Raw genomic sequence first — 15145 nt, 5'->3', positions numbered from 1 at the left:
TGCTTCGCGCCGTTGCGCACGGGTGAAACCCCGGGGTCAATAAAACGTCTGTTACGAGAAGTAAAACAGCGCATGCTAGGGTCAGCTTAGGCGCGTTGTTTATAAAAGACCTCAGGTCAAAGGGCAGGAGTGGTTGATGGGTCAGGCAAATAGTCAGGCAGCAGGTGCCGAGCATTCCAATGCAAAGCCGATTGGCATGCTGGTGGCGGCGGTCGGGGTGGTTTACGGCGATATCGGTACCAGCCCGCTCTATACCCTTAAAGAAGTGTTTACCGGTGGTTATGGGGTTCAAGTCAATCACGACGGGGTCTTTGGCATTCTGGCGCTGATTTTCTGGTCGCTGGTGTGGGTCGTGTCGATCAAGTACGTGCTGTTTATCCTGCGCGCGGACAACCAGGGCGAAGGCGGCATCATGGCCCTGACGGCGCTGGCGCGACGGGCGGCGTCGCCGTACCCCAAGTTGCGTTCGGTGCTGGTGATCCTCGGCTTGATCGGTGCGGCGCTGTTCTACGGCGACAGCATGATTACCCCGGCGATCTCGGTATTGTCGGCGGTTGAAGGCCTGGAACTGGCCTTTGACGGGATTGAACGTTGGGTGGTGCCGCTGTCGCTGGTGGTGCTGGTGGGGCTGTTCCTGATCCAGAAACACGGCACTGACCGCATCGGCAAGCTGTTCGGGCCGGTGATGGTGGTGTGGTTCCTGGTGCTGGGCGGTCTTGGCGTGCACGGCATCCTGCAACATCCCGAGGTGCTCAATGCGCTGAACCCCGTGTGGGGCGTGCGTTTCTTTGTGTCCCATCCGGGCATGGGCGTCGCGATTCTTGGCGCCGTGGTGCTGGCCTTGACCGGTGCCGAAGCGCTGTACGCCGACATGGGCCACTTCGGCCGCAAGCCGATCGCCCGCGCCTGGTTCGCCCTGGTGCTGCCGGCGCTGGTGCTCAATTACTTCGGCCAGGGCGCGTTGCTGCTGGAAAACCCCGAAGCGGCGCGCAACCCGTTCTACTTGCTCGCGCCGGAATGGGCCTTGGTGCCATTGGTCGCGCTGTCGACCCTGGCCACCGTGATTGCATCCCAGGCGGTGATTTCCGGCGCGTTCTCGCTGACGCGTCAGGCGATCCAGTTGGGTTACATCCCGCGCATGCATATCCAGCACACCTCCAGCGCCGAGCAAGGCCAGATCTACATCGGCGCGGTGAACTGGTCGCTGATGGTCGGCGTGATCCTGCTGGTGCTCGGCTTCGAATCCTCCAATGCCCTGGCCTCCGCCTACGGCGTGGCAGTCACCGGCACCATGTTGATTACCAGCATCCTGGTGTCGGCGGTGATGCTGCTGCTCTGGAAGTGGCCGCCGGTGCTGGCGATTCCGGTGCTGATCGGCTTCCTGTTGGTGGACGGCCTGTTCTTCGCCGCCAACGTGCCAAAGATTGTGCAGGGCGGTGCCTTCCCGGTGTTGGCGGGGATTGTGCTGTTTGTGCTGATGACCACCTGGAAGCGCGGCAAGGAACTGTTGATGGACCGCCTCGACGAAGGCGGGCTGCCGTTGCCGATCTTTATCAGCAGTATCCGCGTGCAACCGCCTCATCGCGTGCAGGGCACTGCGGTGTTCCTCACCGCGCGGCCCGATGCCGTGCCCCACGCGCTGTTGCACAACCTGCTGCATAACCAGGTGTTGCATGAGCAAGTGGTGATGCTCACGGTGGTCTACGAAGACATTCCGCGTGTGCCTGCCTCGCGGCGCTTTGAGGTGGACGCCTACGGCGAAGGCTTCTTCCGGGTGATCCTGCATTTTGGCTTTACCGATGAGCCGGACGTGCCCGAAGCCCTGAAGCTGTGCCACCTGGACGATCTGGATTTCAGCCCGATGCGCACCACCTACTTCCTCAGCCGTGAAACGGTGATCGCCTCGCGCATCAAGGGCATGGCCCGTTGGCGTGAGAGCTTGTTTGCGTTCATGTTGAAAAACGCCAACGGCAACCTGCGCTTCTTCAAACTCCCGGTAAACCGGGTGATCGAGCTGGGCACCCAGGTCGAGATGTAATCTTTTGCAACACGGGAGCCGGCATTCGGCTCCCGCTTTCCTTTCTGAACCCTGTGCAATCCACCGTTGTCGACTAGGCTCTAAGCACTGTTTGAATAGTGCCCACAGAACCCAGAAGAGGTGCGCCATGAGTCAGCTGCTCGAACCCTACACCCTCCGTCAATTGACCTTGCTCAACCGCATCGCCGTCTCGCCGATGTGCCAATACTCGTCCGACGATGGCCTGGCCAATGACTGGCACCTGGTGCACCTGGGCAGCCGCGCCGTCGGTGGTGCCGGGCTGATTTTTACCGAAGCCACCGCCGTCACCGCCGATGGCCGCATCACCGCCCAGGACCTGGGCCTGTGGAACGACGCGCAGATCGAACCGCTGCAGCGCATCACCCGCTTTATTGCTGCTCAAGGCGCGGTGGCGGGCATCCAGCTGGCACATGCCGGGCGCAAGGCCAGCACCCATCGGCCGTGGATCGGCAAGCACGGCAGCGTCAAGCCGGAGGAGGGCGGCTGGGTGCCGGTGGGCCCTTCGCCGATTGCCTTTGACCCGAACCACACGCAACCCAGGCCACTGGATGAAGGGCAGATCCAGCAGGTGATTGCCGACTTTGTCGCCGCCGCCAAACGCGCGCTGACCGCCGGTTTCGAAGTGGTGGAGATCCACGCTGCCCACGGTTACCTGTTGCATCAATTCCTCTCGCCGATCAGCAACCAGCGCCAGGACCACTACGGCGGCTCGTTTGAAAACCGTATCCGCCTGGTGCTCGAAGTGACCACCGCCGTGCGCGCCGTCTGGCCCCAGGAGCTGCCGCTGTTTGTGCGGGTATCGGCCACCGATTGGGTCGAAGACGGCTGGAACCCCGATGAAACCGTAGAGCTGGCGCGCCGCCTCAAAGAACTCGGCGTGGACCTGATCGACGTGTCCTCCGGTGGCACCGCCGCCAACGCCGAGATTCCCACCGGCCCGGGCTACCAGACGCGGTTTGCCGAGCGCGTGCGCAAAGAGTCGGGTATCGCCACCGGCACGGTGGGTATGATTACCGAACCGGCCCAGGCTGAACACATACTGCGCACCTGCCAGGCCGACATCATCTTCCTCGCCCGTGAGCTGTTGCGTGACCCTTACTGGCCGCTGCATGCCGACGATGACTTGGGTGGGCGCAAAGCCATCTGGCCCGCGCAGTACCAGCGGGCGACTCACCGTGATCAGCCGATTCACGAGTCTGACCTGAGGGATTGAACCCGCGTCTGCCTGCAATAAACCCACCCGACTCGGTGGGTTTTTTGTTGCCCGCGTTTAACGCATGCCTGATCCGCAGCTGATGCGCAAGAGCTTCTCGATATCCACCTTTAGCGGTCGCTGCGTGAGAAAGGGTTGTAGGTATTTGTTACCGAAGTAATTTTTTAAGTGAATACTCTAAAAAAATCCCACACGTGACGAGATTGTTTCTACGCTTAGGGTAAGTGTGATTTCTGGCCCAGGGAGTCAGGCTGTTTGTCCTTGAAGCCATTGCGCTTCATGAGCGTAGGGAATGGGCACCAGGAGTAATTGACTGATATCAGGAGTAACGGTCCATGACCAAGTCTTATGGCGTAGCGGGTGCGGTGGCGTCTTTTTGGAGTCGCCGGATGTCCTTGCGGGGGCGAAGGTTGAGTTCGGATGAGGTGGAGTTGCTGGCGCAGTATCGCGCCCTGACCGAAAACGATCAGGTGGCGATGCGCTACTTGATTGGCGCAATGAAGAGCGTGTCGCGGTTTTAACGGCATAAGCTCGTTCCCACGCTCTGCGTGGGAATGCAGCCCAGGACGCTCCGCGTCCTGCTATCACCACGGGATGCGCTCCCACGCGGGAGCGTGGGAGCGCTCTGTTGGCGCGTATCAGCTGTACTTACGCTGGTCCGGTGCCGGCGGGAAGTACTGATACAGCCAGGTTTCACTCAAGGTGCGGTCCTGGGTGCGGATAAACAGCCGCAGTTCAACCGGTTCCACACTGTCGCTGGTCGGGTACCAGTCGAACAGAATGCGATAGCCCTTGATGTTGTCCAGCACCAGCACACTGAAGTCTTTGACTTCCCCGTGGGAGCAGGTCACCACCGGCTCGATCCCGGTGCCGGCCGGCAGGCGATCCAGACCACCGCCCTTGAAATCCACGGCAAAGCGGCGCGCCCACACTTCGGGGTAATGCTCGCCCGGTGCCCAGCCTTCGGTAAAACCGCCCATGCCTGAACGGGTGGCATCCACTTGCGCCAGCGGTGTGCTCACCGGCGGCAGCGCGCTCCAGTACAGCTTGTAGCCATAGTTGAGTGATTCGCCTGCGGCCACGGGCTTTTTTGGGGTCCAGAAGGCCACGATGTTGTCCAGGGTTTCGCCGGTGGTGGGGATTTCCAGCAGGTCGATCGAGCCTTCGCCCCAGGCGGTGGTGGGTTCCACCCACAGGCTAGGGCGCTTGCTGTACCAGTCCACAGTGTCCTGGTAGCTGGCGAACTCATGGTCGGTCTGTACCAGGCCGAAACCTTTCGGGTCGGTGTCGGCAAAAGCGTTGAACTGCAGCTTGGCCGGGTTGTTCAGTGGACGGCAGATCCACTCGCCGTTGCCACGCCACATGGCCAAACGGTCCGAGTCGTGGATTTGCGGGTGGATGGTGTCGCACATCCGGCGTTCATGGGTACCGCAGCTGAACATGCTGGTCATCGGCGCGATGCCCAGTTGCTCGATGGCGGTGCGCGCATTGATATGCGCGTCGATGGCCATCACCACTTGGTTGGCCTGGCAGTCGATGTCAAAGCGGTAGGCACCGGTGGCGCTCGGCGAGTCGAGCAGGGCGTAGACCACAAAACGCGTGGCGTCCTTGCTCGGGGTTTCGAACCAGAACTGCGTGAAGTCGGGGAATTCCTCGCGTTTTTTCGCGTAGGTATCAATCGCCAGGCCGCGTGCGGAGAGGCCGTACTGGCCGGTTGCGTCCACCGCACGGAAGTAACTGGCGCCGAGAAACGACAGCACGTCATGGCGATCCAGTTCCGGCGCCTTGAACAGCTTGAAACCGGAGAAACCCAGGTCGCCGGTCAGCTGCTTGGTGTCCACCGTGGTCTTGGCATAGTTGAACAGCGACGGGCGGAAATGCACCTCGCGGGCTTCGCGGGTCTTGGGGTCGACGCTGTGCATGCGTACTGGCGTCTTGAAGCCCATGCCGACGTGGAAAAACTGCACGTCGAGCTGGCCGTTCAGCTCCTTCCACAGCGAATGGTTGCCGTCGTAGCCAATGGCATTGAAATTCTGCGGGGTCATGGTTGCCAGCGTCGGTGGCAGCACCTGTTTGGTGTCTTTATACGCGTTGGCGGCGAGCTGCCTGGCCTGGGCCTTGAGCGATTCGAAGTCAAACGCTACAGCCTTGCCATCGGCGGCACGGTTTCCCGCCCAGGCCTGCGCGGCCAACAGGCCACTGGCCGACAAGCCGGTGTAAGCCGCAATGGCCATGGACGCTTTGAGCAAATTCCTGCGGTGCATAGAGACAACCTGTCGTGAGCAAATCCCGCGCCGTTCCTGGCACGTAACGGATCATAAATAACGGTTCGGACATGCCTTCGACCAAACGCAACGGACAATAAACAGACGCCGGATAGCTTAAGCGGTTCGATGCAGAAGGAAAATTGATTGATGGCGGGATGATGGCGTTGCATGTGAAACAAGACGTTTCAAATACGCGCTGCCGGCGTTACATCTGGAAGCACTCTAGATCGCGGCTTTTTGGCACTTAGTTTTACGCTGGGAGCCTATTGGTCCTACGAACCCAAGTGTCTGGAGGCTACGCATGAATACCCGTGGATTGCTCGATCAGTTGCTCAAATCCGGCCAGGACCTGTTGCAAAACAAGGCGGGCGGGCAACGCAAATCGGACGACAAAAGCGCCCTTGGCGGCTTGCTCGGCGGCGGTGGGCTCGGCAGTTTGCTTGGCGGTGCGGGTGGCGGTGCCCTGGCGGCCGGCGCGATGGGGCTGCTGCTGGGTAACAAGAAGGCACGCAAGTTCGGTGGCAAGGCGCTCACCTATGGCGGGCTGGCAGCACTCGGAGTGATCGCCTACAAGGCTTACGGCAACTGGCAGGCGCAGCAGGCCGGCGCACCCCAAGGCGAGCCGCAAACCATCGACCGCCTGCCGCCGGCCCAGGTCGAACAACACAGTCAGGGCATTCTCAAGGCGCTGGTCGCCGCCGCCAAAGCCGACGGGCATGTAGACGAGCGAGAGCGCGCTTTGATTGAAGGCGAATTCACCAAGCTGGATAACGACCGTGAACTGCAAAGCTGGCTGCACGCCGAGCTGAACAAGCCTCTGGATCCCGCTGATGTGGCGCGCGCAGCGAGCACCCCGGAAATGGCCGCCGAGATGTACATCGCCAGTGTGATGCTGGTGGACGAAGAGAACTTCATGGAAAAAGCTTACCTGGACGAGCTGGCGCGCCAGCTCAAACTTGAACCCGGCTTAAAGGCCGAGCTGGAAAAACAGGTACGCCAAGCCACGCCCTGACCTCCTGAATGATCGCTCCCACGCTCTGCGTGGGAGCGCAGCCCGTGACGCTCTGCGTCAACTGCACAGTGTTTTTGCGTTCTGTGAGCGCGACATCAAAACCTGTTGATAAATGCGGGCACCTGCTCAGCTATACTCCTCGGCATTTGATCGGCCCTTCGAGGAATTACTGTGAAGAACTGGACCTTGCGCCAAAGGATTTTGGCGAGCTTTGCGGTAATTATCGCGATCATGCTGTTGATGGTCGTGGTCTCGTATTCGCGCCTGCTGAAGATTGAAGTCAGCGAAAACTCGGTCCGGGATGACGCCGTACCCGGGGTATTTTTCAGTTCGATGATCCGCAGCGCCTGGGTCGACAGCTACCTGCAAACCCAGGAATTGGTCGGTGCCCACCGAAGTCAGGGCATCTCGGAAGCTGACAAACAGGACTACAAGTCGTTTGAGGCACGCTTGGAACAGCACATGGCCAGTTACGCGAGCACGATCAATATTGATCAGGATCGCACTGAGTTCGACGCCTTCGAAAAGCTCCACCAGAACTACAACAAGATTCTTGCCCTGGTACTGGACGCCCATCAGGCTAACAACGGCGTTGAGGCGCAAAAGCTGTTCGACGAGCAACTCACGCCCGCCTGGACCGCAGGCCGCATGAAGCTCAATGACATTATCAATGAAAACAAACAGGTCGCCGATAACGCCACCGCCGCCATCGATGAAGCGGTGGCCGCCGCCAAAGTCAGCATGTTCGTATCGTTGGTCGTGGCCATTCTCGCAGCGGGCCTGTGCGGCCTGCTGCTGATGCGCGCGATCATGGCGCCGATGAATCGCATCGTCGAAATCCTCGAAACCATGCGCACGGGCGACCTGAGCAAGCGCTTGAACCTTGAGCGCAAGGACGAATTCGGCGCTGTCGAAACCGGCTTCAACGATATGATGACCGAGCTGACCGCCCTGGTTTCCCAGGCCCAGCGTTCGTCGGTGCAGGTGACTACCTCGGTGACCGAGATTGCCGCCACCTCCAAGCAACAACAGGCCACGGCCACCGAAACGGCCGCCACCACCACCGAGATCGGCGCGACATCGCGGGAAATTGCCGCCACGTCCAAGGACTTGGTGCGCACCATGACCGAAGTGTCCACCGCCGCCGACCAGGCGTCGGTCGCTGCCGGCTCCGGCCAGCAAGGCCTGGCGCGTATGGAAGAAACCATGCACTCGGTGATGGGCGCCGCTGACCTTGTGAACGCCAAGCTGGCGATCCTCAATGAGAAGGCCGGCAACATCAACCAAGTGGTGGTGACCATCGTCAAGGTGGCCGACCAGACCAACCTGCTGTCGCTCAACGCCGCCATTGAAGCCGAGAAGGCCGGTGAATACGGGCGCGGATTTGCCGTGGTGGCCACCGAAGTGCGCCGTCTGGCCGACCAGACCGCCGTGGCCACCTACGACATCGAGCAGATGGTGCGCGAGATCCAGTCGGCAGTGTCAGCGGGCGTGATGGGCATGGACAAGTTCTCCGAAGAAGTGCGTCGCGGCATGTTCGAAGTGCAGCAAGTGGGCGAACAGCTGTCGCAGATCATCCATCAGGTACAGGCCTTGGCGCCGCGGGTATTGATGGTCAACGAAGGCATGCAGGCCCAGGCTACCGGCGCCGAACAGATCAACCATGCGCTGGTGCAACTGGGCGATGCCAGCAGCCAGACCGTGGAATCCCTGCGCCAGGCCAGTTTTGCCATTGATGAACTGAGCCAGGTTGCGGTCGGTCTGCGCAGCGGCGTGTCGCGTTTCAAAGTCTGATGAGCGACCTTGCGGCTAAACGCGGCGTCGTCCCGGCAGCGAAAAAGGCGTTGTTTCTGGTGTTCCACATCGGCGGCGAACGTTATGCCCTCAAAGCCACGGAGGTGGCCGAGGTGCTACCGCGCCTGCCACTCAAACCCATCGCCCATGCACCGCTGTGGGTGGCGGGGATCTTTGCCCATCGTGGCGCGCTGGTGCCGGTTGTCGACCTGTGTGCGTTGACCTTCGGCAAACCGGCCCAGGCCCGCACCAGCACACGGCTGGTGCTGGTCAACTACCAGCCGCAACCTTGGATCGAGCCACGCTGGCTGGGGTTGGTCCTGGAGCAGGCCACCGACACCCTGCGTTGCGACCCGGCCGAGTTCCAGCCTTATGGCCTGGATAACCGCGAGGCGCCGTACCTGGGGCCGGTGCGTGAAGATGCGTTGGGCTTGATGCAGTGGATCGGCGTGGCCGACTTGCTCACCGACGACGTGCGCGCCTTGCTGTTTGCCAGCGAGCTAAGCTTATGAGCAACGACCCACGCTTTTTTGCCTTCTTGAAGGACCGTATTGGCCTGGACGTTGCTTCGGTGGGCGAAGCAATCATTGAGCGTGCGGTGCGCCAGCGCAGCCAGGCCGTGCAGGCGCAGACCGTGCAGGATTACTGGCAGCATTTGCAGAGTTCGCAGGATGAGCAGCAGGCGCTGATCGAAGCGGTGATCGTTCCCGAGACCTGGTTTTTCCGCTATCCCGAGTCCTTTGCCACCTTGGCGCGTTTGGCCAGGGAGCGCCTGGCGGCGATCAAGCAGATGCGCGCCCTGCGCATTCTCAGCCTGCCGTGTTCCACGGGCGAGGAGCCTTATTCGATTGCCATGGCCTTGCTCGATGCCGGGCTGGCGCCGCACCAGTTCAAAGTGCTGGGGCTGGACGTCAGCCCATTGTCGGTGGAGCGCGCCAAGCGTGGGGTGTATGGCAAGAACTCCTTTCGCGGCGGCGATATCGAGTTTCGCGAGCGTCACTTCAGCGAACAGCCCGATGGTTACCACATTGCCGAGCGGGTGCGCGAACAAGTGCGTCTGCAAGTCGGCAATTTGCTCGACCCGGCGTTGCTGGCCAATGAGCCCACCTACGATTTTGTGTTCTGCCGCAACCTGCTGATCTACTTCGACCAGCCCACCCAGAAGCAAGTGTTCGATGTGCTCAAGAGCCTGACCCATGAGGACGGCGTGCTGTTTATCGGCCCCGCCGAGGGCAGCCTGCTGGGGCGCCATGGCATGCGCTCGATTGGCGTGCCGCAATCCTTTGCATTCAGTCGGCATACCGAGCCGGTCAAGCCTGAACCGGTATTTGTGCCCCTGCCCATCCCCCAGCGCAGCGCGGCACCGATTCCTGCCAAGCCGCGCCCGTTCAGCACCGCGAGTGCCCAAGTGGTGCCGATCAAGGCGCCGCACAGCGATGCGGGCGATTTGCTCTGCCGCATCGCTACGTTGGCTAACGAAGGCAAAAGTGCTGAGGCCCGTGCCGCGTGTGAACAGTATTTGAGTAACCACCCGCCGGCAGCCCAGGTGTTTTACTGGCTGGGGCTGCTCAGCGACGTGGCCGGCAGCGCCCTGGAAGCCCAGGGTTATTACCGCAAAGCCTTGTACCTGGAACCGCAGCACCCGCAGGCCTTGATGCACTTGGCCGCATTGCTCGAGTCCCAGGGTGACAGTGCGGGCGCGCGTCGCTTGCAGGCGCGCGCCGCGCGTAGCGAGCGTGCAGACAGTGAGTCCAAACGATGAATAACCTTGATGCGCTCGACACCGCAGGTCTGGACCTGACCCTGGCCGACACCCAAGCCATCGACGACTGCTGGAACCGCATCGGCATCCATGGCGACAAGTCCTGCCCGTTGCTCGCCGAACATATCCACTGCCGCAACTGCTCGGTGTATTCCGCCGCCGCCACGCGCCTGCTTGACCGTTATGCGTTGCAGCAGGACGACCGACAGGCGTATGCAGCCGCGGAAGTTGACGAAGACATCGTCACCCGTTCGATCCTGATGTTTCGTCTGGGTGAAGAGTGGCTGGGCATTGCCACGCGATGCCTGGTGGAGGTGGCGCCACTGCAGCCGATTCACTCGTTGCCGCACCAACGTTCCCGCGCATTACTGGGCGTTGCGAATGTGCGCGGTGCGCTGGTGGCGTGCCTGTCACTCGTGGAACTGCTGGGGCTGGACCCGGCCAGCACAGGCGCTACCGGCGCGCGAGTGATGCCGCGCATGTTGATTATTGCTGCCCAGGACGGCCCGGTGGTGGTACCGGTAGATGAAGTCGACGGCATCCATGCCATCGATGAGCGCACCTTGAAGGCCGCGTCGGCTTCCGGCACCCAGGCCAGCGCGCGCTTTACCCAAGGCGTGTTGCAGTGGAAAGGCCGCAGCCTGCGTTGGCTGGACGAGGCGCAATTGTTGTCTGCCGTGACCCGGAGCCTCACATGACCCCCGACCAGATGCGCGATGCCTCGCTGCTGGAGCTGTTCAGCCTGGAAGCCGATGCGCAGACCCAGGTATTGAGCGCGGGCCTGCTGGCCCTGGAACGCAACCCCACCCAGGCTGACCAGCTTGAGGCATGCATGCGCGCCGCGCACTCGCTCAAGGGCGCGGCGCGGATTGTCGGCGTGGACGCCGGGGTCAGCGTGGCCCATGTGATGGAGGACTGCCTGGTCAGCGCCCAGGAAAACCGCCTGTACCTGCAACCTGAGCATATCGACGCCTTGCTGCAGGGCACCGACCTGCTGATGCGCATCGCCACGCCGGGCAATAATGTCGGGCCAGCGGACATTCAAGGCTATGTAGCGCTGATGGAACGCCTGCTGGATCCCTCGCAGCCGATTGTCAACGCCACACCAGCCCCCGCCGCTCCCGAACCTGCGCCGGTGATTGAAGCGTTGCCGCCGGAGCCTGAGCCAGAGCCTGTGCCGCCGGTCAGCACTGACCTGCCGCGCCCGAACAAACGCCTGACCGAAGGCGGGGAGCGCGTGCTGCGCGTCACCGCCGAGCGCTTGAACAGCCTGCTCGACCTGTCGAGTAAATCTTTGGTGGAGACCCAGCGGCTCAAGCCTTACCTGGTGAGCCTGCAGCGCCTCAAGCGCATTCAAAGCAACAGCGCGCGGGCCTTGGACACGCTCGATGGCCAACTCAAGGCCATGAACTTGAGCCTGGAAGCCCAGGAAGCCCTGGCCGACACACGCCGCCTGTTGAGTGAAGCCCAGGCGTTGCTGGCGGATAAAACCGCCGAGCTGGATGAGTTCGGCTGGCAGGCCGGGCAGCGTGCCCAGGTGCTTTATGACACCGCGCTGGCCTGCCGCATGCGACCGTTTGCCGATGTGCTCGCCGGCCAGGTGCGCATGGTGCGTGACCTTGGCCGCAGCCTCGGCAAGCAGGTGCGCCTGGAGATCGAGGGTGAAAAGACCCAGGTCGACCGCGACGTGTTGGAAAAACTCGAAGCGCCGCTCACGCATTTATTGCGCAATGCCGTCGACCACGGCATCGAAATGCCCGAGCAGCGGGTGTTGGCGGGCAAACCCGCCGAAGGCCTGATCCGCCTGCGCGCCTCCCATCAAGCCGGTTTGCTGGTGCTGGAGTTAAGCGACGACGGCAATGGCGTCGACCTGGAGCGTCTACGTGGCACCATCGTCGACCGGCACCTGTCACCACTGGAAACCGCGCTGCGCTTGAGTGAAGAAGAGCTGCTGACTTTCCTGTTCCTGCCGGGTTTCAGCCTGCGCGACAAGGTCACCGAGGTGTCCGGGCGCGGCGTCGGCCTGGATGCGGTGCAGCACATGGTCCGCCAACTGCGTGGCGCCGTGGTGCTGGAGCAGACGGCGGGGCAGGGCAGCCGCTTCCACCTGGAAGTGCCGTTGACCCTGTCGGTGGTGCGCAGCCTGGTGGTGGAGGTCGGCGAGGAAGCCTATGCCTTCCCGCTGGCGCACATCGAACGCATGTGCGACCTGGCGCCGAATGACATTGTGCAACTGGAAGGGCGCCAGCATTTCTGGCACGAAGGCCGGCATGTCGGTCTGGTGGCCGCCAGCCAATTGCTGCAGCGCCCGCCGGGGCAGAGCAATGACGAAACCTTGAAGGTGGTGGTCATCCGCGAGCGCGATGCGGTGTATGGCATTGCGGTGGAGCGTTTTATCGGTGAGCGCACCCTGGTGGTATTGCCGCTGGATGACCGCCTGGGCAAGATCCAGGATATTTCCGCCGGTGCTTTGCTGGACGACGGCTCGGTGGTGTTGATCGTCGACGTCGAAGACATGCTGCGTTCGGTGGATAAATTGCTCAACACCGGGCGCCTGGAACGTATCGCACGGCGCAGCCAGCAGGCGACCGAAGCGCCGCGCAAACGCGTGCTGGTGGTGGACGATTCGCTCACCGTGCGTGAGCTGCAACGCAAATTGTTGCTTAATCGTGGTTATGAAGTGGCGGTCGCGGTCGATGGCATGGATGGCTGGAACGCGCTGCGCTCCGAAGACTTCGACCTGCTGATCACTGACATTGATATGCCTCGTATGGACGGGATCGAATTGGTCACACTCTTGCGCCGTGATAATCGCCTGCAATCGTTGCCGGTGATGGTGGTGTCGTACAAGGATCGCGAAGAAGACCGGCGCCGTGGACTGGACGCCGGCGCCGACTATTATCTAGCTAAGGCCAGTTTCCATGACGATGCGTTGCTGGATGCCGTGATGGAGCTGATTGGAGGCGCCCGGGCATGAGGATTGCGATCGTCAATGACATGCCCCTGGCGGTAGAGGCCTTGCGCCGCGCGTTGAGTTTAGAGCCGACGCACGAGGTTGTGTGGGTGGCCAGCAATGGCCTGGAAGCTGTGCAGCGCTGCGCCGAATTGACCCCGGACCTGATCCTGATGGACTTGATCATGCCGGTGATGGACGGCGTGGAGGCCACGCGGCAGATCATGGCCGAGACCCCATGCGCTATTCTGCTGGTGACCGTCGACCGCCAAGCGAATATGAGTCGCGTGTTTGAAGCCATGGGCCATGGCGCCCTGGATGTGGTGGACACTCCGGCGCTGGGCGTGGGCAACCCCAAGGATGCGGCGGCGCCGTTGCTGCGCAAAATCCTCAATATTGGCTGGCTGATCGGCCAGCGTGGCAGTCGTGTACGCGCCGAAACCGCGCCAGCGCGCACCACTGGCAAACGTCAGAGGCTGGTGGCGATTGGTTCCTCTGCAGGCGGCCCGGCCGCCCTGGAAATCCTGCTCAAGGGTTTGCCCCGTGACTTTCCCGCCGCCATTGTGCTGGTGCAGCATGTGGACCAGGTGTTTGCCGCCGGCATGGCCGAATGGCTGAGCAGCGCCTCCGGCCTGCCGGTGCGCCTGGCACGCGAGGGCGAACCGCCTCAAAACGGCGTGGTGCTGCTGGCTGGCACCAACCACCACATTCGCCTGTTGAAAAATGGCACGCTAGCCTATACCGCGGAGCCTGTGAACGAGATTTACCGGCCTTCCATCGACGTGTTCTTCGAAAGCGTCGCCAGCCACTGGAATGGTGATGCCGTCGGCGTACTGCTGACCGGCATGGGGCGCGACGGGGCTCAGGGCCTCAAGATACTGCGTGAACAAGGCTATTTGACCATCGCCCAGGATCAGCAGAGCTGTGCGGTGTATGGCATGCCAAAAGCGGCGGCGGCGATTGATGCTGCTGTTGAAATCCGCCCACTGGACAGAATTGCGCCCCGATTGCTGGAGGTATTTGCAAAATGATCAAGACCTCTCGCAGTGCCGGCTTGCAGGAAAGTAATTCAGGTGACTGCACATGAATGATTTACAGATCGACGACATCAAGACCGACGAAAACGCTGCCATGGTGTTGCTGGTCGACGACCAGGCCATGATCGGCGAAGCTGTGCGGCGCGGCCTGGCTCACGAGGAAAACATCGACTTTCACTTTTGCGCCGACCCGCATCAGGCGATTGCCCAGGCGATCCGCATCAAACCGACGGTGATCCTGCAAGACCTGGTGATGCCCGGTCTTGATGGCCTGACACTGGTGCGCGAATACCGCAACCACCCGGCCACGGCGAATATCCCGATAATTGTGCTTTCGACCAAGGAAGACCCGCTGATCAAGAGCGCGGCGTTTTCGGCCGGGGCCAATGATTACCTGGTCAAGCTGCCGGATAACATCGAGCTGGTGGCGCGCATTCGCTATCACTCGCGCTCGTATATGACGCTGTTGCAGCGCGATGCGGCTTATCGCGCGCTGCGTGTGAGCCAGCAGCAATTGCTGGACACTAACCTGGTGCTGCAGCGGCTGATGAACTCCGATGGCCTCACCGGGCTGTCCAACCGCCGCCACTTTGACGAATACCTGGAGCTGGAATGGCGCCGTGCCATGCGTGACCAGACCCAGCTGTCGTTGTTGATGATCGATGTGGACTTCTTCAAGACCTACAACGACAGCTTTGGCCACGTCGAAGGTGATGAAGCCCTGCGCAAAGTCGCCGCGAGCATCCGTGAAGCCAGCAGCCGACCTTCGGACTTGCCGGCGCGGTACGGCGGTGAAGAGTTTGCGTTGGTGCTGCCCAATACCTCGCCGGGCGGTGCGCGCCTGGTGGCCGAGAAGCTGCGCATGGCGGTTGCGGGGCTGAAGATCCCGCACATTGCCCCGGCAGAAGGGGCGAGCCTGACTATCAGCATCGGCCTGTCGACCATGACGCCGTTGCAGGGTACGGATTGTCGGCAGTTGATCATGGCGGCGGACAAGGGGTTGTACACGGCCAAGCATAACGGGCGCAATCAGGTCGGTATCGAGTAA

General features: G+C 61.7%; 12 protein-coding genes. 11 read left to right on the top strand and 1 reads right to left on the bottom strand.

What is annotated here, in order from left to right; all coding sequences use genetic code 11:
• Positions 1-136 precede the first annotated feature (136 nt).
• The 3 genes from GIW28_RS05145 to GIW28_RS05135 all read left to right on the top strand — a co-directional run bounded on the left by GIW28_RS05145 (position 137) and on the right by GIW28_RS05135 (position 3793).
• Positions 137-2038 carry a potassium transporter Kup gene (locus tag GIW28_RS05145; protein ID WP_099548536.1) on the top strand — a complete coding sequence of 634 codons (1902 nt, stop codon included), beginning with the start codon at positions 137-139 and terminating at the stop codon, positions 2036-2038.
• Between the two features lie 127 nt (positions 2039-2165).
• Positions 2166-3272, top strand: coding sequence for an NADH:flavin oxidoreductase/NADH oxidase (locus GIW28_RS05140; protein WP_017137089.1), 1107 nt, complete (start codon positions 2166-2168; stop codon positions 3270-3272).
• 335 nt (positions 3273-3607) lie between these two features.
• On the top strand, positions 3608-3793 hold the full coding sequence (locus GIW28_RS05135) for a hypothetical protein (protein WP_017137090.1): 186 nt from the start codon (positions 3608-3610) through the stop codon (positions 3791-3793).
• Between the two features lie 117 nt (positions 3794-3910).
• Here GIW28_RS05135 and GIW28_RS05130 read toward each other — a convergent pair whose 3' ends face one another.
• Entirely contained in the window at positions 3911-5536 is a 1626-nt protein-coding gene (locus tag GIW28_RS05130; RefSeq protein WP_236447665.1) for a glucan biosynthesis protein D, read from the bottom strand.
• Positions 5537-5840: 304 nt separating this feature from the next.
• Here GIW28_RS05130 and GIW28_RS05125 point away from each other — a divergent pair, with 304 nt between their 5' ends.
• The 8 genes from GIW28_RS05125 (at position 5841) to GIW28_RS05090 (ending at position 15145) form a co-directional block, all read left to right on the top strand.
• Positions 5841-6551 carry a tellurite resistance TerB family protein gene (locus GIW28_RS05125; protein ID WP_236458923.1) on the top strand — a complete coding sequence of 237 codons (711 nt, stop codon included), beginning with the start codon at positions 5841-5843 and terminating at the stop codon, positions 6549-6551.
• 171 nt (positions 6552-6722) lie between these two features.
• Positions 6723-8345, top strand: coding sequence for a methyl-accepting chemotaxis protein (locus tag GIW28_RS05120; protein WP_099548538.1), 1623 nt, complete (start codon positions 6723-6725; stop codon positions 8343-8345).
• On the top strand, positions 8345-8857 hold the full coding sequence (locus GIW28_RS05115; protein ID WP_017137094.1) for a chemotaxis protein CheW: 513 nt from the start codon (positions 8345-8347) through the stop codon (positions 8855-8857). Before GIW28_RS05120 ends, GIW28_RS05115 begins: the two co-directional genes overlap by 1 nt.
• A complete protein-coding gene (locus GIW28_RS05110) occupies positions 8854-10107 on the top strand; it encodes a CheR family methyltransferase (RefSeq protein ID WP_236447263.1) in 1254 nt (417 codons plus the stop codon). The genes GIW28_RS05115 and GIW28_RS05110 overlap by 4 nt, the downstream gene beginning before the upstream one ends.
• Positions 10104-10805, top strand: a complete 702-nt coding sequence (locus GIW28_RS05105) for a chemotaxis protein CheW (protein ID WP_017137096.1) — start codon at positions 10104-10106, stop codon at positions 10803-10805. Before GIW28_RS05110 ends, GIW28_RS05105 begins: the two co-directional genes overlap by 4 nt.
• Positions 10802-13084: a hybrid sensor histidine kinase/response regulator gene (locus GIW28_RS05100; protein ID WP_236447262.1), complete on the top strand. Its 2283-nt coding sequence runs from the start codon at positions 10802-10804 to the stop codon at positions 13082-13084. The genes GIW28_RS05105 and GIW28_RS05100 overlap by 4 nt, the downstream gene beginning before the upstream one ends.
• Positions 13081-14091 carry a chemotaxis response regulator protein-glutamate methylesterase gene (locus tag GIW28_RS05095; RefSeq protein ID WP_236447261.1) on the top strand — a complete coding sequence of 337 codons (1011 nt, stop codon included), beginning with the start codon at positions 13081-13083 and terminating at the stop codon, positions 14089-14091. Before GIW28_RS05100 ends, GIW28_RS05095 begins: the two co-directional genes overlap by 4 nt.
• A gap of 52 nt (positions 14092-14143) precedes the next feature.
• Positions 14144-15145: a response regulator gene (locus GIW28_RS05090; RefSeq protein ID WP_017137099.1), complete on the top strand. Its 1002-nt coding sequence runs from the start codon at positions 14144-14146 to the stop codon at positions 15143-15145.

The sequence above is a fragment of the Pseudomonas sp. PA-5-4B genome, assembly GCF_021606215.1.
Taxonomy (GTDB): domain Bacteria; phylum Pseudomonadota; class Gammaproteobacteria; order Pseudomonadales; family Pseudomonadaceae; genus Aquipseudomonas; species Aquipseudomonas edaphica.
This window is presented reverse-complemented; position numbering and strand designations above follow the sequence as displayed.

Excerpts from the sequence above, each read along its gene's own strand:
- GIW28_RS05110 (WP_236447263.1), top strand. The coding sequence starts at position 8,854 with ATGAGCAACGACCCACGCTTTTTTGCCTTCTTGAAGGACCGTATTGGC.
- GIW28_RS05135 (WP_017137090.1), top strand. The coding sequence starts at position 3,608 with ATGACCAAGTCTTATGGCGTAGCGGGTGCGGTGGCGTCTTTTTGGAGT.
- GIW28_RS05130 (WP_236447665.1), bottom strand. The coding sequence starts at position 5,536 with ATGCACCGCAGGAATTTGCTCAAAGCGTCCATGGCCATTGCGGCTTAC.
- GIW28_RS05115 (WP_017137094.1), top strand. The coding sequence starts at position 8,345 with ATGAGCGACCTTGCGGCTAAACGCGGCGTCGTCCCGGCAGCGAAAAAG.
- GIW28_RS05145 (WP_099548536.1), top strand. The coding sequence starts at position 137 with ATGGGTCAGGCAAATAGTCAGGCAGCAGGTGCCGAGCATTCCAATGCA.
- GIW28_RS05090 (WP_017137099.1), top strand. The coding sequence starts at position 14,144 with ATGAATGATTTACAGATCGACGACATCAAGACCGACGAAAACGCTGCC.
- GIW28_RS05095 (WP_236447261.1), top strand. The coding sequence starts at position 13,081 with ATGAGGATTGCGATCGTCAATGACATGCCCCTGGCGGTAGAGGCCTTG.
- GIW28_RS05100 (WP_236447262.1), top strand. The coding sequence starts at position 10,802 with ATGACCCCCGACCAGATGCGCGATGCCTCGCTGCTGGAGCTGTTCAGC.
- GIW28_RS05125 (WP_236458923.1), top strand. The coding sequence starts at position 5,841 with ATGAATACCCGTGGATTGCTCGATCAGTTGCTCAAATCCGGCCAGGAC.
- GIW28_RS05105 (WP_017137096.1), top strand. The coding sequence starts at position 10,104 with ATGAATAACCTTGATGCGCTCGACACCGCAGGTCTGGACCTGACCCTG.
- GIW28_RS05140 (WP_017137089.1), top strand. The coding sequence starts at position 2,166 with ATGAGTCAGCTGCTCGAACCCTACACCCTCCGTCAATTGACCTTGCTC.